Annotated in this window: 21 protein-coding genes; 7 read left to right on the top strand and 14 right to left on the bottom strand. The window is 63.6% G+C overall.

Features of this window, described 5'->3' with window-relative positions:
* Window positions 1-5 precede the first annotated feature (5 nt).
* The 7 genes from ACU5AY_RS11495 to ACU5AY_RS11465 form a co-directional block, all read right to left on the bottom strand.
* Window positions 6-161, bottom strand: a complete 156-nt coding sequence (locus tag ACU5AY_RS11495) for a hypothetical protein (RefSeq protein ID WP_446826309.1) — start codon at window positions 159-161, stop codon at window positions 6-8.
* 45 nt (window positions 162-206) lie between these two features.
* Window positions 207-389, bottom strand: a complete 183-nt coding sequence (locus ACU5AY_RS11490) for a hypothetical protein (RefSeq protein WP_446824834.1) — start codon at window positions 387-389, stop codon at window positions 207-209.
* 207 nt (window positions 390-596) lie between these two features.
* Window positions 597-1,466: a uracil-DNA glycosylase gene (locus tag ACU5AY_RS11485; protein WP_446826308.1), complete on the bottom strand. Its 870-nt coding sequence runs from the start codon at window positions 1,464-1,466 to the stop codon at window positions 597-599.
* A 50-nt stretch (window positions 1,467-1,516) separates the two neighbouring features.
* On the bottom strand, window positions 1,517-1,711 hold the full coding sequence (locus ACU5AY_RS11480) for a hypothetical protein (RefSeq protein ID WP_446829000.1): 195 nt from the start codon (window positions 1,709-1,711) through the stop codon (window positions 1,517-1,519).
* 109 nt (window positions 1,712-1,820) lie between these two features.
* Window positions 1,821-2,864 (bottom strand): diguanylate cyclase domain-containing protein, encoded by a 1,044-nt coding sequence (locus ACU5AY_RS11475; protein WP_446826307.1) that lies wholly within the window; start codon window positions 2,862-2,864, stop codon window positions 1,821-1,823.
* Window positions 2,865-3,084: 220 nt separating this feature from the next.
* Complete coding sequence (locus tag ACU5AY_RS11470; protein ID WP_446826306.1) at window positions 3,085-3,873, bottom strand: SDR family oxidoreductase; 789 nt, start codon at window positions 3,871-3,873, stop codon at window positions 3,085-3,087.
* A gap of 79 nt (window positions 3,874-3,952) precedes the next feature.
* Complete coding sequence (locus ACU5AY_RS11465) at window positions 3,953-5,245, bottom strand: Hsp70 family protein (RefSeq protein WP_446826305.1); 1,293 nt, start codon at window positions 5,243-5,245, stop codon at window positions 3,953-3,955.
* Between the two features lie 281 nt (window positions 5,246-5,526).
* On the opposite strand from ACU5AY_RS11465, the gene ACU5AY_RS11460 reads away from it, so the two are divergent.
* Window positions 5,527-7,191, top strand: a complete 1,665-nt coding sequence (locus ACU5AY_RS11460; RefSeq protein WP_446826304.1) for a 4Fe-4S dicluster domain-containing protein — start codon at window positions 5,527-5,529, stop codon at window positions 7,189-7,191.
* A 108-nt stretch (window positions 7,192-7,299) separates the two neighbouring features.
* Here ACU5AY_RS11460 and ACU5AY_RS11455 read toward each other — a convergent pair whose 3' ends face one another.
* Window positions 7,300-7,446 carry a hypothetical protein gene (locus tag ACU5AY_RS11455; RefSeq protein WP_446826303.1) on the bottom strand — a complete coding sequence of 49 codons (147 nt, stop codon included), beginning with the start codon at window positions 7,444-7,446 and terminating at the stop codon, window positions 7,300-7,302.
* 198 nt (window positions 7,447-7,644) lie between these two features.
* On the opposite strand from ACU5AY_RS11455, the gene ACU5AY_RS11450 reads away from it, so the two are divergent.
* From ACU5AY_RS11450 to ACU5AY_RS11440, 3 genes are all read left to right on the top strand, one after another.
* Window positions 7,645-8,751 (top strand): branched-chain amino acid aminotransferase, encoded by a 1,107-nt coding sequence (locus ACU5AY_RS11450; protein ID WP_446826302.1) that lies wholly within the window; start codon window positions 7,645-7,647, stop codon window positions 8,749-8,751.
* A 180-nt stretch (window positions 8,752-8,931) separates the two neighbouring features.
* Window positions 8,932-9,576, top strand: coding sequence for a hypothetical protein (locus tag ACU5AY_RS11445; protein WP_446826301.1), 645 nt, complete (start codon window positions 8,932-8,934; stop codon window positions 9,574-9,576).
* A 159-nt stretch (window positions 9,577-9,735) separates the two neighbouring features.
* Entirely contained in the window at window positions 9,736-10,689 is a 954-nt protein-coding gene (locus tag ACU5AY_RS11440) for an AEC family transporter (protein ID WP_446826300.1), read from the top strand.
* Window positions 10,690-10,745: 56 nt separating this feature from the next.
* Here the strand turns inward: ACU5AY_RS11440 and mgtE are convergent, their stop codons facing one another.
* Window positions 10,746-12,116, bottom strand: coding sequence for a magnesium transporter (gene mgtE, locus ACU5AY_RS11435; RefSeq protein ID WP_446824824.1), 1,371 nt, complete (start codon window positions 12,114-12,116; stop codon window positions 10,746-10,748).
* A 302-nt stretch (window positions 12,117-12,418) separates the two neighbouring features.
* Window positions 12,419-13,432 carry a zinc-binding alcohol dehydrogenase family protein gene (locus tag ACU5AY_RS11430; RefSeq protein ID WP_446826299.1) on the bottom strand — a complete coding sequence of 338 codons (1,014 nt, stop codon included), beginning with the start codon at window positions 13,430-13,432 and terminating at the stop codon, window positions 12,419-12,421.
* Between the two features lie 103 nt (window positions 13,433-13,535).
* Here ACU5AY_RS11430 and ACU5AY_RS11425 point away from each other — a divergent pair, with 103 nt between their 5' ends.
* Window positions 13,536-13,955: a winged helix-turn-helix transcriptional regulator gene (locus ACU5AY_RS11425; RefSeq protein ID WP_446826298.1), complete on the top strand. Its 420-nt coding sequence runs from the start codon at window positions 13,536-13,538 to the stop codon at window positions 13,953-13,955.
* 124 nt (window positions 13,956-14,079) lie between these two features.
* A complete protein-coding gene (locus ACU5AY_RS11420) occupies window positions 14,080-14,520 on the top strand; it encodes an EF-hand domain-containing protein (RefSeq protein ID WP_446826297.1) in 441 nt (146 codons plus the stop codon).
* 41 nt (window positions 14,521-14,561) lie between these two features.
* On the opposite strand, the gene ACU5AY_RS11415 is transcribed toward ACU5AY_RS11420, so the two are convergent.
* Window positions 14,562-15,158 (bottom strand): HD domain-containing protein, encoded by a 597-nt coding sequence (locus ACU5AY_RS11415; RefSeq protein WP_446828999.1) that lies wholly within the window; start codon window positions 15,156-15,158, stop codon window positions 14,562-14,564.
* An 85-nt stretch (window positions 15,159-15,243) separates the two neighbouring features.
* Window positions 15,244-15,819, bottom strand: coding sequence for a helix-turn-helix domain-containing protein (locus ACU5AY_RS11410; RefSeq protein WP_446826296.1), 576 nt, complete (start codon window positions 15,817-15,819; stop codon window positions 15,244-15,246).
* A gap of 119 nt (window positions 15,820-15,938) precedes the next feature.
* On the opposite strand from ACU5AY_RS11410, the gene ACU5AY_RS11405 reads away from it, so the two are divergent.
* A complete protein-coding gene (locus ACU5AY_RS11405; protein WP_446828998.1) occupies window positions 15,939-17,297 on the top strand; it encodes an aspartate aminotransferase family protein in 1,359 nt (452 codons plus the stop codon).
* Here ACU5AY_RS11405 and ACU5AY_RS11400 read toward each other — a convergent pair.
* Both ACU5AY_RS11400 and ACU5AY_RS11395 read right to left on the bottom strand, forming a co-directional pair.
* Window positions 17,294-18,796, bottom strand: coding sequence for a glycosyltransferase family 39 protein (locus ACU5AY_RS11400; RefSeq protein WP_446826295.1), 1,503 nt, complete (start codon window positions 18,794-18,796; stop codon window positions 17,294-17,296). The two genes, ACU5AY_RS11405 and ACU5AY_RS11400, sit on opposite strands and share 4 nt — an antisense overlap.
* Complete coding sequence (locus ACU5AY_RS11395; protein WP_446826294.1) at window positions 18,793-20,316, bottom strand: glycosyltransferase family 39 protein; 1,524 nt, start codon at window positions 20,314-20,316, stop codon at window positions 18,793-18,795. The genes ACU5AY_RS11400 and ACU5AY_RS11395 overlap by 4 nt, the downstream gene beginning before the upstream one ends.
* Between the last annotated feature and the right edge of the window lie 11 nt (window positions 20,317-20,327).

Here is a 20,327-nt window from a genome sequence, read left to right as displayed (position 1 = left end):
GTCGCTCAGAGAGGAACGGTGGCGGCCGGGTCGTTGACGGTCTTGCGGCGCTGAGCCTTCGACGAAAGCTCTTCGGCAAACACCTGCGAGGCCCTGACGGCCTGGTTGATGGCCGACAGCTCATTCCAAGTGTGAAGCATATTCTTGATGGGCTTAAACACGATGTTTTTCCTTCGCTTGAGATATTCCGGGGTGAGCCAGGCGGCTCAACGTTCCTGGAAATCCGCAAAAATCGCAGTCGGGCGAGTGATGTGGCCGTAGCCTCGTGCGGTCATCTGCTCATTGGCGACGGCGCCGAACTGGTGATAGGACCGAGCTGCGTGGAGCCGGTCGCCGGCGATGCGAAGGGTTTCAAAACCCGAATGGATAGGGCGAAAACGGTTGGACATTGCCTTGGTTCCTAATTCGATTCGTTCCTCCCAAGACACAATCGGTATATTGCGGTGCGAAGTTGATTTTGCAATGCAGCATTTCGCGGAACTGCCATGCGCCGGACGCATGGCAGAATTCATAAAACTTTAACCAAGGGAGTCAGGGGGCGGTGTCGCCCGCGAGCGTCTTCCGCTCCGGCGGTGCCGGGCCGGCGGTGCCGGGCGTCAGTCCGCCGGCGTCGCGAGGCGCTCGGAGAGCTTCTGCAGATCCTGCCATGCCATGCGCTTGCTGAGTGGCGCGGCGATCAGATCCTGCGGATGGAAGGTCGCGATGGCGGGCACCGGCTTGCCGCCGCCGAGATCGAGGTCGCGCCATTCGCCGCGCAGCGCATGGATGGGGCGGTTGCCGCCGAACAGCATGCGCGCCGCGAGATTGCCCATGATGAGCAGCACGGGCGGTTGTACCAGCGTGATGGCGCGCTCGATGAACGGACGGCAGATCTCCGTCTCGGCGGGCGAGGGCGCGCGGTCACCCGGCGGGCGCCAGGGGATGGATGAGGTCAGCAGCACATCCTCGCGGGACAATCGGATCGCGGCCAGCATGCGATCGAGCAGGGCGCCGGCCGGCCCGCTGAACGGCGCGCCTTCGCGATCGTCGTCGGCGCTCGGCGCTGCGCCGACGATCATCAGCCGGCAGGCCGCGTCACCGGACGAAAACACGCTGTTGCGCGCGCTGTTCTTGAGGTTGCAGCCGGAAAACGCCTTGATGGCCGCTTCGAGCGCTTCGAGCGAACTCGCTCCTTCGGCCGCAAGCCGCGCCTGGGCGACCGCCTGCTCGTCCGGTATGGCGACAGGCTGGGATGGCGCGCGCGCCTGAGGCTCGGCACGCTGCGCGGCATTGCGGGCGGGACGCTCCTTCTGGACCGGCGCCTGGCTTTCGCGGATTGCAGCGCGTGCCGCCTGTTGCGCCTTGAATTCTGCGAAACGATCCTGCGGTTCGTCCTCGATCAGCCAGTCGACGCCCGATTCCGCATAGAAATGCAGAAGCGCGGCCAGTTCGTCAGGCTGATAGAGGTCGATGGGGGTGGTGTTCATAGCGTGCACCATAGACCAACAGCCTCACGGCTGAAAGGCCGGGAAGTCACTCAGCGCAGGTAGCGGCGGGAAACCCACAGCAGGACAAGTCCGGCGATGGCGAGGATCGCGCCATTGGTGATCCACGGGCTCTGGTCGATCATGAAGCTGGACGCGGGGTAGGGGAAATATCCGCTGCCTTGGCCCATCCAGACGAGACCTATGAGGATTGCCAGAACGGCGATGACGGTCGCGGCCTTGCGGATCATGTGTGATGCCTCGTCGAATGTGCGTGATTGCACACGACTATATGGGCCGGGCCCGCCGCGACGGCAAGTGCGCGGGGTGCCGCTTCGGCGCGCGGGATCACTCTTGTCAGACGGTGAAGCCCTGTCGGCCGTAGAGCGCGTAATTCCGGCCGTCTCCGCCCGCATCGCCCATGTCGTCATGGAAGACGGTTTCGTGCGGACCGGCTGTCTTGGCGCTTTCAAGCGCAAGCTCCGCATTGCGGATCAGCATTGCCGCCGTGCCGGCGCCGAACGTGTCGGAGCAACCGAACGAGATCTGAAGCGGCGGTGCCTTGGGCAAGAGCGGCCGGACGGCCTCGACCTGCCGGGTCAGGTTCTCCCGCAGGGTGTTGCAGAACTGCAGGATCCCCTGCTTTTCGCCGGAGGTGATGAGGAAGCCCATTTGCGGCTGGTCGAGCCAGAAACCGGTGTCGTCCTCATCGAGCCTCTGAAGCATGAAGGCGCCGAACTTTTCCAGGATCAGCGTCTTTGGCTTCATAAGCTGCGGCGCGTCCAGATACTCGAAATTGCGGATGCTGCCGAGGATCAGCGTGATGCTCTGGGTGAAGCGCTCCTGGCGGTAGATTTCGGCGAGCTGCTTGTTGTAGGCGCGGCGGTTGTTCAGTCCGGTCATCGGATGCAGGAACTTGGCGCGTGCGACGTCGGACATCTCGTTCGACAAGCGGTCGACGGACCGCATCTGCTCGCCGACCGATCGAAGTATGCCGGCGGAAAAGGTACTCTGCTCGGCCGTTGCCGAGGTAACGCGGGCGAGCTCCTTGCGGATGGCGGTGGTGTCGGCCGGGTTGATCCGGTCGAAGCGCTCGTTGGCGGTCTTCAGCGTATCGGTGTACTGCTGCAGCTTGGACTGGCCTTCATGAAGGAGCAGCTGCAGGTTGCTCAGTTCGTCGCGCAGCGTATCGGCGGAGTGCTCGTAGATGGAGTCGCCGAAATGATGCGGCAGGAACTCGCGCGCCAGTTCTTCCACGGAGGCCGGCGTGATGTTCTTGCCGAGCTCGGAGAACCGGCGGCGCAGTTCCGGATTGTTGCCCGAAACGATGTCGTGAATGAGCTCGAAGTTGACCGGGCTGGCTTCAAGCCGGAAGCGCTCCAGGAGGGCGAGCGTGCTCATGCTCATCTCCTGTCTTGGATTGCTTCGTACCGGTTGCTTCATGATTTTGCCCCGCCTTTAGACCTGATTATGCTATGAGGCCATAACTAGCATCGGCACTTTAAGAATCTCTTGAGATTTTCCCCATGCCGGCGACGGTTCACCCGGCATGGTCAGGCAATCTATCGGCATGGTTAAGCAATAAAGAGCGTGATCGATGGAAGTCTATCGATCACTGTCTTCAGATTGACCTTGCCGCGCCGCCGTCGCAGCGGATCAGGCTGCCGGTGATGTAGCTGGCCGGCTCCGAAACGAGGAAGGCGGCGGTCGCGGCAAACTCCTCGACGCGACCGTAACGGCCCGTCGGAATGGAGGCCTCAGACGCCGAGCGGACATCCTCGAGAGACTTGCCGGAGCGCTCGGCATTGGCCCGGTCCAGCTGGTCGAGGCGGGCCGTGGCGATGCGTCCCGGCAGCAGCAGATTGGCCGTCACGCCATGCTTTGCAATTTCCGAAGACAGCGTCTTGTTCCAGCCGACCAGCGCGGAGCGCAGCGTGTTCGAGAGCGCCAGATTGGGGATCGGTTCGAAGACGCCGGACGAGGCGACCGTCAGGATGCGCCCCCAGCCGTGTTCCTTCATCGACGGCAGCAGCGCCGCGGTCAGCGAAATGATGCTGACAACCATCGACTGGAAATAGGTCTGCAGGTTCTCCACAGACATGTCCTGCGCGCTGCCGGGCACCGGGCCGCCGGTATTGTTGACGAGAATGTCGGTCCGGCCGAGCTTCTCCTTGACGGCGGAAACGAGCCTGGCGGTGGCCGCCGGGTCATTGAGGTCGACGGCGACCCAGTCCGCCTTGCCGGCCTTTTCGGCATTGATCGCGTCGCAGTTCGCCTCGAGCTTTTCGCCGTTGCGCCCGCAAATCAGGACATGCGCGCCTTCGCGGGCCAGCGCCTGGGCTATGCCGAGGCCGAGACCACTCGACGAGGCCAGAACCAGCGCCCGCTTTCCCTTCAATCCGAGATCCATCGCCTCACTCCCTGAACGTTTCTGTTTCGCGTAGAGGTGGTTATAGGCGATCGAAGGTGGATTGGAAGGGGGAAGGGCCTCAGGCCGTCCAGCGTTCGATGTCGGCGACCTCGCCGATCAGCGCCAGGCCATGCGCGATCGACAGCAGTTCCTCGCCCGTCTCGATCTTGTCGGCGTCGAAGCGATTGCTGAAGATCCGCCGCACGGCAGGTACGAAGGACGTGCCGCCGGTCAGGAACACCTTGTCGACCTGGCTATCCTTGGTGCCGGTCTTTGCCAGCACGTCGTCGAGCCCTTCCTCAAGCCGTGCCAGTTCCTCCGAAATCCAGCCGTCGAAGTCGCTCCGGCGGATCGTCCGGCGGCTGTCGGGCCCGAGCGGCGGGAAGTGGAATTCGGTTTCCTCTTCGTGCGACAGCGCCATCTTCGCCGCCGAAACCGCCTGATAGAGCGGATAGCCCTCGTCGTAATCAATAAGGTCGATGAAGCGCTCCAGCTTCTCCGGTTCCAGGCTGGAGGAAACCAGCTTCTGCAGTTCGGAAAACTCGCGGCTGGCCTTGAACACCGATAGCTGGTTCCAGCGGCCGAACTGCGCATAGTAGCTGGTGGGCACTTCCAGCGTCTTGCCGAAGCTCTTGAAATGGCTGCCCTTGCCGATCTGCGGCGAGACGACATTGTCGATGATGCGGAAGTCGAAATTGTCGCCGGCAACCCCGACGCCGGACTGACCGATCGGCGTGGCGCGCAAGTCGCCGGCAACGAATTCAAAGCGGATCAGCGAATAGTCCGTCGTGCCGCCGCCGAAATCGGCAACGAGCACGGTCGCGTCACTCTTCAGCCGGCGGGCAAAGTAATAGGCGGCGGCGACCGGTTCGTAGACATAATGGATTTCCGGAAAGCCGAGGCGTCCGAGCGCTTCGTTGTAGCGGCTGACGGCGAGGTCCTCGTCGGGTCGCGCACCGGCGAAACGAACCGGACGACCGGCGATCACGCGGCTGACCTCCGTTGGCCAGCCGTCACCGGCATACTGCTTCAACCGGCGGATGAAGATTTCCATCAGGTCTTCGAACTCGTGCCGCCGCGCATGAACCAGCGTGCCCTGGAAGAGGGCGCTCGCGGCAAAGGTCTTGATCGACTGCAGGAAACGGCATTCGCCGGGATTGTCGATGAACTGGCGAATGGCCGCATGGCCCGCCTCGACGTTCAGCGCATGCGCCCCGAGCTTCCGGTCCTTCATGAAGGACAGCGCCGTGCGCATGCTGTTGGCGGTTTGCGCGCCGTCCGAAAAGGCGAGCGACGTCGTGCCGCCACCTGCCTGGGCGAGCGCAATCACCGTGTTCGTCGTGCCAAAATCGAGACCCAGCGCGGACGCCATCGTCGCACTCCCATGTTCTGCAGTGTGTCGTTTCGGAAATCCGCACCGGCAAATCGCGCCGCGAATGCCGGGGCAGGTAGCATCGTCGCGCACGGCCCGCAACCACCCGCGACCCGATGACGTCGACTTCATCGCGTAAATATATTGACGTTTACGTAAAGGTTATTATAGCTTTTGCGGAAAAGGGCGCACGTCTGTCGCACTGCGGCTCGACAAGGGGGTGCGCTTTTGACAAAGGATAATGCCCAGAAAGACAGGCATGCCATATAGGGGTGGACGGAATGAGTGAAGCGATGGAACTTCCCGAACGCGAAAGCATGGAATTCGACGTTGTGATCGTCGGCGCCGGTCCGGCCGGCCTGTCGGCAGCCATCCGGTTGAAGCAGCTGAACGAGGACCTCTCCGTCGTCGTGCTGGAGAAAGGCGCGGAAGTCGGCGCGCATATCCTGTCGGGCGCCGTCGTCGATCCGGTCGGCATCGATGCCCTGCTGCCGGGCTGGCGCGAGGAGGAGGGCCATCCCTTCAAGACCGAGGTCAAGGACGACCACTTCCTACTTCTAGGCCCCGCAGGCTCCATCCGCCTGCCGAACGCCTTCATGCCGCCGCTGATGAACAATCACGGCAACTACATCGTCTCGCTCGGCAATGTCTGTCGCTGGCTGGCCGAAAAGGCCGAGGCGCTCGGCGTCGAGATCTATCCGGGCTTTGCCGCGACCGAAGTGCTCTACAACGAGGCGGGCGCCGTCTACGGGGTTGCGACCGGCGACATGGGCATCGAGAAGAACGGCGAGCCCGGCCCGAACTTCACCCGCGGCATGGAACTGCATGGCAAATACGTGCTGATCGGCGAGGGCGTGCGCGGCTCGCTCGCCAAGCAGCTGATCGCCAAGTTTGAGCTCGACAAGGACAGTGACGTGCCGAAATTCGGCATCGGCCTGAAAGAACTCTGGGAGGTCAAGCCGGAGAACCACAAGCCCGGCCTCGTGCAGCACTCCTTCGGCTGGCCGCTCGGCATGAAGACCGGCGGCGGCTCCTTCCTCTATCATCTCGAAGACAATCTGGTGGCCGTCGGCTTCGTGGTGCACCTTAACTACAAGAACCCCTATCTCTACCCCTTCGAGGAGTTCCAGCGCTTCAAGACGCATCCAGCGATCCGCGGCACCTTCGAAGGCGGCAAGCGCATCTCCTACGGCGCCCGCGCCATCACCGAAGGCGGCTATCAGTCCGTGCCGCGCCTGTCCTTCCCGGGCGGCGCGCTGATTGGCTGTTCGGCGGGCTTCGTCAATGTGCCGCGCATCAAGGGCAGCCACAATGCCGTCATCTCCGGCATGATGGCAGCCGAAAAGCTGGTGGACGCGATTGCCGCCGGCCGCGCCAACGACGAGCCGGTCGAGATCGAGAACGCCTGGCGGTCGAGCCTGATCGGCAAGGACCTGAAGCTGGTCCGCAACGTCAAGCCGCTCTGGTCGAAGTTCGGCACGGCGATCGGCGTCGCCCTCGGCGGCCTCGACATGTGGACCAACACGCTGTTCGGCTTTTCCTTCTTCGGCACGCTGAAGCACGGCAAGACCGATGCCCAGTCGCTGGAGCCGGCGGCCAACTACAAGCCGATCGACTATCCGAAGCCGGATGGCGTCCTGACCTTCGACCGCCTGTCCTCGGTGTTCCTGTCGAACACCAACCACGAGGAAGACCAGCCGGTGCATCTGAAGGTCAAGGACATGGCGCTGCAGAAGGCATCGGAACTCGGCGTCTATGCCGGCCCGTCGAACCGCTACTGTCCGGCCGGCGTCTACGAATGGGTGGAAAAGGACGGCGATGAGACCTTCGTCATCAACGCCCAGAACTGCGTCCACTGCAAGACCTGCGACATCAAGGACCCGAACCAGAACATCACCTGGGTTCCGCCACAAGGCGGCGAAGGACCGGTCTATCCGAACATGTGAGGATAGGGGCCGCACGGACCGCCGCCAGGAAAGGGCGGCGAGGGACCGGTCTATCCGAACATGTGATTTCAGATTTGGCGGGATGGTGCAGCCGTCTCGCCTGTCCGCTCAGTGGCAGTGAACCTGGCCGGCCTTGTTGTCCATGTGGCAACATTGCCCTGCCGGCGAACTCTTGCGGCAGCCGCCGCCATGGGCGAATGCGGCGTTCGCGATCACCATGCCCAGCAACGTCATTGCGGCGAATGTTGTTTTCATGTTTCCTCTCCCCATAAGCGTCCAAGGTGACACGTCGGTCGCCATGAGGCAAATTTGCCGGCGCCTATCCACCTTCGGCGTCGTCCCGTATCCGTGCAAAAGACACTTGCAGAGGCGCGGTGCGAGGGATATGCGAGAAGCCGAATTTAAAGGTCAGCATGACTGACCGACCGAGAGGAAACGAAAGGTTTGCCCGCAATGCCTGCCGATACCGCGTCCCTGACATTTTCCATCAAGCCGAATGCGAACCCGATGCCGGTGGCGGAGCGGGCGAAGCTGTTTGAAAATCTCGGCTTCGGCACGGTCTTTACCGATCACATGGCGGTCATCCGCTGGACCGAGGGCAAGGGCTGGCATTCGGCGGAAGTAACCGCCCGTGCGCCGTTCCCGATCGATCCGGCCAGCGCCGTCCTGCATTACGCCCAGGAAATCTTCGAGGGCATGAAGGCCTACCGTACCGGCGACGGTCGCGCGGTTCTGTTCCGCCCCGAGCAGAACGCCCGCCGCTTCAACGAATCCGCCCGCCGCATGGCGATGCCCGAACTGCCCGAGGCGCTGTTCCTCGAAGCCGTCGACAAGCTGGTGCGCCAGGACGGCGACTGGATCCCGTCGGGCGAGGGCGGCAGCCTCTATCTGCGCCCCTTCATGTTCGCCAACGAGGCCTTCCTCGGCGTTCGTCCGGCCCGCGACTACATCTTCTGCGTCATCGCCTCGCCGGTCGGCCCCTATTTCAAGGGCGGCGCAAAGCCGGTCTCCATCTGGGTGTCCGAACATTACAGCCGCGCAGCCCCCGGCGGTACGGGTGCGGCCAAGTGCGGCGGCAACTATGCCGCCAGCCTGCTTGCCCAGGCGGAAGCCTACAAGAATGGCTGCGACCAGGTCGTCTTTCTCGATGCCGCCGAAAAGCGCTACATCGAAGAACTCGGCGGCATGAACGTCTTCTTCGTCATGGATGACGGCTCGGTCGTCACGCCGCCGCTTGGCGGGTCCATCCTGCCCGGCATCACCCGTGCCTCGATCATCCAGCTCGCCCGCGACACTGGCGCAACCGTCGTCGAGCGTCCCTACACGTTCGAGGAATGGCAGGCGGATGCGAAGAGCGGCAAGCTCAAGGAAGCCTTCGCCTGCGGCACCGCCGCGGTCGTCGCTGCCATTGGCACGGTCAAGTTTGACGGTGGCGAGTTCAAGATCAACGGTGGCGAGACCGGTACGCTGACCGAGAAGCTGCGCAACCAGCTGGTCGGCATCCAGAAGGGCCAGACCAACGACCCGCACGGCTGGGTCAAGGTCATCGACGGCATCTGACCTTCCTGCATAGTGCGTATGAAAGGCCGGGGTGTTCGCCCCGGCCTTTATTTATGTCGGTGTGGGAGTTTCTTGCGCAATTGAAGTATAGTCAGGCGATGAACGTGTCGTTCATTCGTAGTTCAGGCCTGAATCGATATTACCTTTCTCGTCAACAAGACGAACCGGAGAGGGAACATCATGACACGCAAGATCATCATCGCAGCAGCTTCATTCGCACTTGGCAGTGCATTGCTCGCATCGTCCGCGTCTGCCGCGGACTGGATCGACAAGGTCGATATCACGAAGAGCGGTATCGACGTTGTGCCTATCCAGGTGACCGCAGGGGACAGCGGTTACAAGGCGCTCAAACCCACGTCGCATAACTTCTCGCTGCATCTCTACGCCAAGGCGAAGTCCGGCAAGCGCATCGTTGCCGGCGCGCTCGGCTCGTTCAACGGCGTCGATTTTTTTGAGAGCCCGGGCAATCTCTGGCAGCAGAGCCTGACCGGCCGGGAAATCGGCGGCGGCGAGGCCAAGACTTTCAGCCGCGACTATTCTTTCGCTGTTCCTGTCGTGAAGCTTGGCTGGCAGGGCAAGAACCCGGTCCAGATCTGCAACGCCATGCTGCAGCAGAAGGTCGCCGGCGGCATGAAGAAGTCAGACGTGCTGGCGAAGACCTGGGACGTCCAGGCGCACATCTTCTTCCAGTTCCAGGCTGTGGCCGCCAAGACCGGCAAGGCCAAGAAGGACAAGTGGAGCCTGGGAAACACGGAAAGCGAGCGCAAGTCGCTGAGCTACCCGGTGTCGGTCACCTGCCTGTCTTCGGCCAAGGTAAAGAGCTGACAGAGACAGACGAATCATGAACGGCCGCTGCCGGAGGTTTCCGGCGGCGGCTTTTTTTATGAGAAGCGACAGAGAGGCGACGATTTCGCGGCTGATCGCCCTTGCAATCTATGAGGTTATGCGCGCATTTCGGGGCATCCTCGCACGCCCGGACCTTCAATGCTCGATGTCGTCAATGTGACCGGTGTGGTCTTCGTCCTGATCGCCCTCGGCTTCTTCGCCGTCAAGATCTCGCTCTTCTCCGAGCGCGACCTCGGCGTTCTCGTCAAATATGCGGTCAACTTCGCCCTGCCGGCGCTGCTGCTGCGGGCATTCGCGCTCAGGGATTTCTCCGAGATCGTCGACGGCGGCTATCTCGTCGCCTATGCCGCCGGCTCGCTGATCAGCTTCATCTTCTTCTACCTGGCGAGCCGCTACCTGCTGAAGCGCTCGGCCGGGCAGGCGACGTTCCGTGCCGTCGGCGCCAGTTCATCGAACAGCGGTTTTGTCGGCTATCCGATCGTGCTGGTGCTCCTGCCGGAGGTCGCGGACCGGGCACTGGCGCTCAACATGATGGTCGAGAACATCCTCATCCTGCCGCTGACACTGCTTCTCGCCGAACGGGCGACCAACAGCGAGATCGGCGGGCTGCCGCTCGCCCGCAAGATTGCCGGCAAGCTCCTCGGCAATCCGATGATCGTGGCGATCTTCGTCGGCCTCGGCATTTCGATTGCCGGCATTCCGCTGCCGCGCCTGGTGTCCGGGCCGATCGACCTGCTGGCGTCGTCCAGCGCCGCCGTGTCGCTGGTGGTCATCGGTGGAACACTCGCCGGCCTCTCCCTCAACACCTTCAATTTCGACGTGATCATGGTCTCGATCGGCAAGCTCGTCGTCCATCCCCTGGCGGTCTTCGCCATGGTGGCCCTGTTTGCGGGGCTCGGCTTCGGGATCGCAAACGGTGAGCTGGCGACGGCGGCGATCATCTATGCGGCGCTGCCGCCGATGTCGATCTATCCGATCCTCGCCGCCCGATACGGCTTCCAGCACGTGGCAGCACCGGCCCTGTTTCTTTCCACCTGCGCCTCGTTCTTCACGCTCTCCATCCTGATCTGGGTCCTGATGGGCGGCGCCTGAAACGGCCGGAATGGGTCCGCCGCTCCCGGTTGGCAGCGACGGAGAGCCAGGTTGCTCTAGAGCAGCGTGCCGCTGAGGATGACGACGGCGACGCTGAAGTAGATGACGAGGCCGGAGACGTCGACCAGGGTTGCTACGAACGGTGCCGAGGCGCTGGCCGGATCGAGCTTCAGGCGTTGCAGCAGGAAGGGCAGCATCGAGCCGGCCATAGAGCCGAAGGTGACGATGCCGACAAGCGCCGAGAACACCGTCAGCCCGACAAGCACCCAGTGCGGACCGTAGTCGTAGAGGCCGATCTGCTGCCAGAGCGTGATGCGGGCAAGTCCGACGAGGCCGAGGATCGCCCCGAGCGACAGGCCGGCCGGCAGTTCGCGCAGCGCCACCCGCCACCAGTCGCCAAGCTTCAGCTCGCCGAGCGCCAGCGCCCGGATGATGAGCGAGGTTGCCTGCGAACCGGAATTGCCGCCGGAGCTCATGATCAGCGGAATGAACAGGGTCAGCACGACGGCCTTTTCCAGTTCACCTTCGAAATGCTGCATGGCGCTCGCCGTCAGCATCTCGCCGAGAAACAGTGCCGACAGCCAGCCGGCCCGCTTGCGGATCATGTCGAGGAGGCCGATCTGCATGTAGGGCTTGCCGAGCGCTTCCATGCCGCCGAACTTCTGCGCGTCTTCCGTCGTGTCGGCGATCATAGTGTCGATGACGTCGTCGACGGTGACGATGCCGAGCACCCGGTCGGAGGTGTCGGTGACGGGCAGCGCCAGCAGGTCGTGCTTGCGGATCAGGCGGGCGACGTCCTCCTGCGGCATCAGAGGGCTGGCGCAGACCATTGCGCCGCGCTGCGACAGCGACAGGATGGGATCGTCCGGCTCGGCGGCGATCAGCCGGCGCAGCGTCACCACGCCGGCAAGATGCCGGTCGGCGTCGTCAAGCACGTAGATCGCATAGACCGTCTCACGGGAATGGCCGACCTCGCGGACATGGGCAAGTGTCGCGGCTGCCGTCCAGTTCGACGGCACGCTGAGGAACTCCGTCGTCATCATCGCGCCGGCGGTGCGCGGCGGATAGTCGAGAAGATGCGTGACGGCGCGGGCCGTTTCCGGGTCCAGCCGGGCAAACAGTGTGGCGCGGGTTTCGAAATCCGCCGACTGGAAGATGTCCGTCACCCGGTCGTTGGCGACCAGCCTGAGGAGGTGCGACGAGCGGGCGCTTGGCAGTGCAGCCAGGATGGCGGCGGCGTTTTCCAGTTCCGGCATGGACAGGATGCGCACGGCCTTGCGTTCGGGCAGGTTCAGAAGAACGGTCGCGGCCTCATTGGCGCCGGTCGTGTTCAGCCGTTCGACATATTCGGCGACGGTGACCGGGGTGAGTGTGCCAAGAAAGCGGGCAGCATTTGCGGCCCTGCGGGGGATGCTGTTGATGTTCATGGGGTTCGCCTTTCCGTCGATCAGCCAATGACGGCCGATCAGGCGAACCGACGGAGACGTCAGTCAGTGATGGCCGCGCGGGACTTGGGCAATCGACTACTACTGTCGCTTGGCATCTGGGATGATGGCTCCGTTGATATCCGCCCGGCGGCAATAAACTGCGGGCGTGGCGAATAAATCGGCCTGAAATTGCCCAATGTCAATCGGGTCAAACCTGCGTCATGATGTCCGCTCGATTGCCGCGGATCGTCCCTTCTCCCCGCGGGCGGGGAGAAGGGATAACTTGTGGGTGCTGCCAGTCTTCAAAAACCGGAGAGCACCAGCTTGCCCTTGGTCTTTTTGGTCTCGATCATGGCGTGCGCCTTCTTCAGCGTCGCCGCGTTGATCGGGCCGAGCACCTCGGTCAGCGTCGAGCGGATCGCACCGGCATCGACGAGGTCGGCGACCTGGTCGAGCAGCATGTGCTGCGCCTCGATGTCGCCGGTCTGGAAGACCGGGCGGGCGAACATCATTTCCCAGTGGATCGATACCGCCTTCATCTTGAACGGCATGATGTCGAAGCTTGCCGGGTCGTCGATCAGCGCCACACGTCCTTGTGGCGCGATCAGGGTGGCGACGTCGCCGCCGTGACGGCCGCTGTCATTGGTGATGAAGGCAAATCCCGGCGCCGGAATGCCGAGCGCCTCGACCTGCGGTGCCATGGCCTCACTGTGGTCGATGACGTGGTGGGCGCCAAGCTGCTTGACCCAGTCCCTCGTTTCCGGTCGCGAGGCGGTGGCGATGACGGTCAGATCGGTCAGCGCCCGAGCGATCTGGATGGCGATCGATCCGACACCGCCGGCGCCGCCGACGATCAGTATTGAGCGGTGCTCGCCGGGCACCGGATCCTGCACCTTCAGCCGGTCGAACAGCGCTTCATAGGCCGTGATGGCGGTCAGCGGCAGGGCGGCGGCGGCCGGGAAATCGAGGCTCTTCGGCTTGTGCCCGACGATGCGTTCGTCGACAAGGTGGAACTCGCTGTTGGTGCCCTGACGGTTGATCGCCCCGGCATAATAGACCGCGTCGCCCGGCTTGAAGAACTTCGCCTCCGGACCCACGGCCTTGACGATACCGGCGGCATCATAGCCGAGTACCGTCTGCGGGCCGTTGCGGGGCGGCCGGTGCCCGCGGACCTTGACGTCGACCGGATTGACCGAAACGGCCTTGATCTCGACCAGGAGGTCGCGGCCGGTCGGTTCGGGAACGGGCATGTCGATATCGACGAGGGACTGCTCATCCGTGATCGGAAGCGGGGCGGAATAGGCGACGGCGCGCATGGCGAAACTCCTTGGTTGGTTGGACAGGCCCCATTAAAGTGCTAGGCTCGATATACGCAAGAATGCACAATTTATGTACGTAGTACCCAAAAGGATACTGTAAATGTCCAGGCCGCGCGCGAAACTGACCAAGAATTTCCCCGGTTGCTTCGTTGAGGCGACGCTTTGCTTTCTCGACGGCAAATGGAAAGGCGTCATCCTGTTCCACCTCATGGGCGGCACCCAGCGCTTCAACGCCCTGCGCCGCAAGATGCCGGGCATCACCCAGCGCATGCTGACGAAACAGCTGCGCGAACTGGAAGATGCCGGCCTCGTTTCGCGCACCGTTCATCCGGTCGTGCCGCCGCATGTCGATTATGACCTGACGCCGCTCGGCCGTTCGCTGGAGCCGGTTCTTCGTGCACTCGCGGCCTGGGGCGAGGCGCATGTGTTCTGCAACGACGGACGTCACGAGTTGAAATTGCCGCAGCCAAAAACCGAGCTGCAGAAGGCGGCGCTTAAATATTTCGAGGCGGCGGAATAGGCGCGGCTGCGACTGCAGCATTGCTTGATACATATCAAAGTTAATATGTATTTTGTCGAATACCTTCTCCGGGTGGCGGTTGGCGGGAACCGCCCAGACTTCGAAACCCGGAAAGGAACTCGATATGAAACTCAGGAACACGACCGTGGCGGCGCTCGCCCTTGCCATGACGCTCACCTCTTCGCTGGCGCTCGCCCAGCAGGGCAGGGGCCAGATGGGCCGCTTTGCCGACATGGACGCCAATGGCGACGGCCAGCTCAGCCGCCAGGAACTCCTCGACAGCGCCGAGAGCGTCTTCTACGCGATGGACGCCGACAGCGACGGAAAACTGACGCTGGAGGAGTACATGGCGGTGCGCATGGGCCAGCAGCAGGGTAACAACGGCGCCATGCAGGCGGCGCGTCAGGCAGACAAGGAAGCCCGCTTCCAGCCGATGGACGCCGATGGCGATGGGCTGGTGAGCCTCGCAGAATTCACCGGAGCCGCTGCGGCCCGCTTCGATGCGGCCGATAGCGACGGCAATGGCCGGCTCATGCGCCCCGAATGGGGCAACGGAGGATTTTGAGCCGCCGTCGGAGGGGCTGGCCGTTGCCGGCCCCTCCTTCCTTACCGCGTCATGCGATCCCGCGTCGCCGCATCGACAAGGATGCGGATCTGCCTCAGAAGCGGGTGCCTGTCGGTCTGCGCCACGCCGTAGCCGAGATTGAAGGCGTAGTCGAAATCCGCCCGGTTCTGCCCGATGGCATGCTGCAGCATCGTCTCCAGCTTGTCGAAGCCCTTGGCGAGGAGCGCCTCCGGCGTAGCAGCTCCATCATACTCATCCCAGAGAGCCATGACCTCCTGCCGTAGATCGGTGGGCAGCGGCGCGGCGAGTATTTCCATGTCCGCGCGCTCGCGTGCCGCCTTGCCGTCGTCCGGTGACTGGTCGGTGGCCGGCACGTCACCGGAGATTGCCTCGCCGAGATCGTGCAGGACGCAGAGCTTCAGAAGCTTCAGCACGTCGCAGCCGGCAAGTTCCTTCTCGAACATCAGCACCATGAGGCAGAGCCGCCAGCTGTGCTCCGCCGTGCTTTCCGGGCGTCCGCCGGAGGTGCGGTCGCTGCGTAGCGTGTCCTTCAGTTTTTCGGCGGACTGCAGGAAGGCGATGATGCCGCTGAGGCGGTCATCGGCGATCGGCGGACGGTCGGCGGCGGTATCGGTCATCATGGCATGGGTCCAGGCGCGTTCGGTGGCTGCCACGCATCATGCGAAACCCGCGTCTCACGGGGAAGGGCGAGGGGCGCATAAGTTATGCGCGGGCGATGCGCACGCCGTCGGTCACCAGCCGCGCGAAGGTGCCGTCGGACAGCGGCATGCGCGTCCAGCGGATTTCACCGGCCCGGATCCCCACCTCCGGCCTGTCGGCCTCTTCGCTGATCACCGTGATTTCCGGTGGGACGGGCTCAAACCAGCCGCGGCGCTCCAATTGTTCCTCGCCGCGCCTTATGCCGGGCGTGGCGTAGCGCCAGAGCGACTTTCCCTTCAACTCCTCCATGCCGAGCCGCCATTCGGCGATCCGTCCCGGAGATGCGGCAAGCAGCCGGTGGGTGAGGTCGCAGACAAGATGCGTCGGCGTTGTTGCACTTGAGACGAGCCGGATGAGCGCCGCATCCGCCGCCGAGTTCGGCCGTGCGGAGAGGAGGCGTTCGATGCGGAGGGCATCATCGCCGACGGGAACGAGCAGGCCGGCCTCCCAGCGCGAAACGGTCGTCTGCGATACGCCGAAATCGGCCGCCAGCGCCGATTGCTTGACGCGATTGATCAGCCGCCAGCGTCTGAGGCCGGCGCCGATATTCCTGGCGATCCGTGGTGTGTCTTCCTGCATGACGATCAGATTAGTCCGCGCACGCCGGCCGCGCAATCGGCGATCGGATCGCGGCTTGCCAAACCGGATTTCTGTGGCCAATCTGCGGGCACCTTCCGGACCAACAGTCAGTGAGCATCATGCCAGCGCTTTCCAATCTTGCCGCAATCGACGCCGCCCACCATTTCCATCCCTTCTCCGACATGAAGAAGCTGAATGCCTCGGGCAGCCGCATCATCGAGCGGGGCGAGGGCTGTCACATCTTCGACAATGCGGGCAAGCGCTATCTCGACGGCTTCGCCGGCCTCTGGTGCGTCAATATCGGTTACGGACGCCGGGAAATCACCGAGGCGGTGATGCGGCAGATGAACGAGCTGCCCTACTACAACACTTTCTTCGGCACCACGACGCCGCCGGCGACGCTGCTCGCCGAGAAGATCACCGCCCATGCCGGCGAGAAGATCAACCACGTCTTCTTCACCGGCTCCGGCTCCGAGGCGAACGACACATGGTTCCGCATGGCCCGCGTCTACTGGGCGGCGATCGGCAAGCCGACGAAGAAGGCGGTGATCGCCCGCGTCAACGGCTATCACGGTTCGACGGTCGCCGGCGCCTCGCTCGGCGGCATGAAGTGGATGCACGAGCAGGGCGACCTGCCGATTGCCGGCATCCACCACATCGGCCAGCCCTACTGGTATGCCGAGGGCGGAGAGATGAGCCCGGAGGAATTCGGTCTCGCCCGCGCCCGCGAGCTGGAAGCCAAGATCGACGAACTCGGAGAGGAGAATGTCGCCGCCTTCGTCGCCGAGCCGATCCAGGGCGCCGGCGGCGTCATCGTGCCGCCGTCGACCTACTGGCCGGAGATCGCCCGCATTTGCCGCGAGCGCAACATCCTGCTCGTCTGCGACGAGGTCATCTGCGGCTTCGGCCGTCTCGGCCACTGGTTCGGCCACCAGCATTTCGGCGTCGAGCCCGATCTGGCGCCGATCGCCAAGGGCCTGTCGTCGGGCTACCTGCCGATCGGCGGCGTGCTGATTTCCGACCGCGTCGCCGACGTGTTCCTGAATGAGGTCGGCGACTTCAACCATGGCTTTACCTATTCCGGCCATCCGGTCTGCGCGGCCGCGGCACTCGAAAACCTCCGCATCATCGAGGAGGAAAAGCTGGTCGAGCGCGTCCATGACGATATCGGCCCCTATTTTTCCAAGGCCTGGAAGAGCCTCGAGGACCACGACATGGTCGGCGAGGTCGTCTCCGTCGGCCTGATGGGCGCGGTGCAGTTGGCGAAGGACAAGAAGACCCGACAGCGCTTCGAGAAGCCCGACGAGATCGGCACGATGGTGCGCAACGAATGCCTGGAGCGCGGCCTCATCCTGCGCGCCACCGGCGACCGCATGCTCGCCTCGCCGCCGCTCGTCATCACGGAAGGCGAAGTCGACCGCATGGTCGCCGTCCTGCGCGAAGGCCTTGATGCCGTATGGGCGAAGATGAAGGGTTAGTTGCCGGAGGGCTGCGGGGTGACCCAGGCGTAGCCGAAGAGCGTGGCGTCGTCGCCGCGCGCGTAGTGGTAGGGGATGGAGACCTGCTTCATCTCCTCTTCCGTCGGCTGCGGCAGTCCCTTTTTCTCAAGCCAGTTCACAAGACTGACCGGCATGCCGGCGTCGCTGCTCTTTTTGATCCAGAAGAGCAGGATCGGATGGTCTGCGTCGGCATGATTGACCGTCTCGAACAGCGAGAATTCCGAGGTCGCGAACGGGATGTCCGGATGCTTGAGCCGCAGGCTGCCGGCGTAGAGCTTGCGGTCGGTGACCACAAGGCCGGGCGTCCTGTCCTTCGTCATGGTGTCGAACGCTGCGGTGTAGTTCGTGCTCGGCCGCTGGTAGTCGCCGGTGAAGTGGGCGAGCGGCACGCGCAGGAAAAGTGCTGCCGGAATGACGATCATGAAGGCGGCGGCGGTGCGCCAGAACGGCTTCAGCAGTGCCGAGCCGGCCAGTCCCGAGGCTTCCAGCTTCAGGCAGAAATAGAGCGGCAGCAGGAAGAGAAGCGGCGTCAGCCAGCGGTCCTTGATGTTGTCGGCGCCGGCGAGGATCATGATGACGATAAAGACGAGGATGGAGAGCATCACCCGCTCGAAGAAGCGCGTCCAGACCGTTCCGGCCCGAAAAGAGGCCAGCAGTGCCTTCTGGAAGATCGCTGCATAGACGACGAGCGTGACGCCGGCAAAGCCGATAAGCGCGATGGCAAGCGACCCGACGCCCTTCAGCCAGCCCATGGCCATGTTGGCCGGTGCGTCTCCGGATGTCAGCTTGCCGATCGTGTTTGCGCTGGCCGCATCCAGATTGCCGGCGAGCCAGACGGCATGCGGCAGGAAGAGGAGGATGGCGATTGTCGTCGAAATGAGGATGCGCCAGTCGAGGAGACGGGAGCGCAGCTCGCGGTCCGTCAGCACCGCGATGAAGACGGCGGCGGGCAGGAGGGCAAAGTTATATTTGGCGAGCAGCCCGAGGCCGCTTGCCAGCCCGAGCAGCACATAGCTCGAAAGGCTCGGCCGCTTGAGCGTCAGCACGCTGGCAAACAGGAAGAAGGAGGCGGATAGCGTGACCGCCACCGTATGGGACAGGTCGCGCTGCGCCTCGAAACTGATCTGCGGGATCGTCAGCAGCGACAGGACGGCGATCGGCAGCCAGCTCCGGTCCTTGAGCAGCATGCGCGCCGTCAGCCCGTAGAACAGGTAGATCAGGAACAGGAGCACGCACTTGGTGGCCGAAAGCGCCAGCATCGACACGCCGAAGATATCGAACACGGCATGCTGCAGCCAGTTGTAGAGCGGCGGCTGCGGCCCGTAACCGAGCGCCCACCACTGCGCGAAGAAGACCTGCTCGGCCTCGTCCGACTCGAGCGCATGCGGCATGGCCATGCGCACGATGACGTTGAGCGCGAAATAGGCCGCGACAATCAGGAAGACGCGTTCCGGGCGTGCTTTGAGCCACTCCGTCATGGTTTCGGCAGTCCGACGGCACTCGGCGATGGAAGCCACGCATAGCCGAACGTGTAGGTCTCGCCGTCCCAGCCGAAATGATAGGGGAGCGTCATCGACCGCGGCTCGATGTCGGTTGCCTGCGCGCCGGCAAAGGCCTGTGCCGCCTTGACGATGCCCGCCGGGATTTCGCCGGTGTGCTTGTTGTCGGTCCACACAAGCAGCAGCGGGTGCCGGCCGTCTATCGCCTCCGCCGGCCGCAGTTCGTCGCCGGATCCGGCCAGCACCGGCACGTTCGGGAAGGCCTGCCGCAGATTGCCGGCTTCAAGCCAGCTTTGCGTGACGATCATCGCCGGCGTTTCGGCATTCTCCATCTTCAGGCTCTGCAGGAACGGGCCATAGGGAATGTTGATCCGCTTGTAGAGGCCGGCGAGAGGCAGGACGGTTACCTCGATGATGGTGAAGGCGGCAACACCGATCAGGATGACCGCCGCCATTGCTGAAAGGCGCTTCAGTCCGGCGGAAATATCCATGCCGGCAGCTTCCATCTTGGCTGCGAGATAGAGGGGCAGCACCAGCAGGAAGGGATCGAGCCAGCGCTCGTTCATCTTCGTCGTGCCGGTGACGAGAATGATCAGGACCAGCGCCACGGCCGTGAGCAGGAACATGCGCTCGATGACCCGCGTGATCGCGTTGCCGCTCTTCAGGCTGTCGAGGAAGGGCTTCCTGAAGATCGCCGCGAAGATCACCAGCGTCAGCGCGCAAAAGGCGAGAATGCCCATGATGAGCGCGCCAATGCCCTTGAAGAACCGCAGCATGTGGCTGCCCGACGCCGAACCCTGCATCTTGCCGAGCGTGCCCTGGGTCGCGAGCCCGGCATGGTCGAGGAACCACAGCGCATGCGGCAGCACGATCAGTCCGGCAAGCGCCAGCGCGGCGAGAAGCCGCCAGTCGAAGACCCGCTTGCGCAGGGTAGGATCCGGCAGGAGCGCCAGGATGGCGACGACCGGCAGCAGCGCGAAATTGTACTTCGACAGGACCCCCAGCCCAACGGTCAAACCGGCCAGCAGGTAGGAAGCGAGGCTCGGCGCCGTCAGCGTGCGGAAAAAGGCGTACAGGAAGGCTGCAGTGACCGCCAGAAGCACGATCGTATGGGTGAGATCCTGCTGCGCCACCAGCGATACCTGCGGCAGCGTGATGAGCCCTGCGATCGAGGCAAGCCGCAGCGCCGGATCGCGGATCACGGTCGAGGTGGCGAACCAGTAGAAGACGAAGCAGGCGAAGAGCAGAACGTTCTTCAGGATCACGATACCGGTAATCGACGGGCCGGTGACGGTGAAGACGGCTTGCTGCAGCCAGTTGTAGAGCGGTGGCTGCGCGCCGTAGCCCCAGGAAAGCCACTGCGACATGTAGATCTGCTCGGCCTCGTCGAGCCGCAGCGAATGCGGCAGCGACAGCCGGATGATCGCGGAGAGGACAAAGTAGAGAAACAGCAGCGCGAAGGCCCGTGCGGCCGGCGGCGGCGCGGGGCGGGCGGTCATGCGGAAACAGC

The organism is Rhizobium sp. PAMB 3174, from assembly GCF_052908375.1.
Note: the sequence above shows the minus strand (reverse complement) of the source record. Positions and strands in the feature narration are given on the sequence as shown.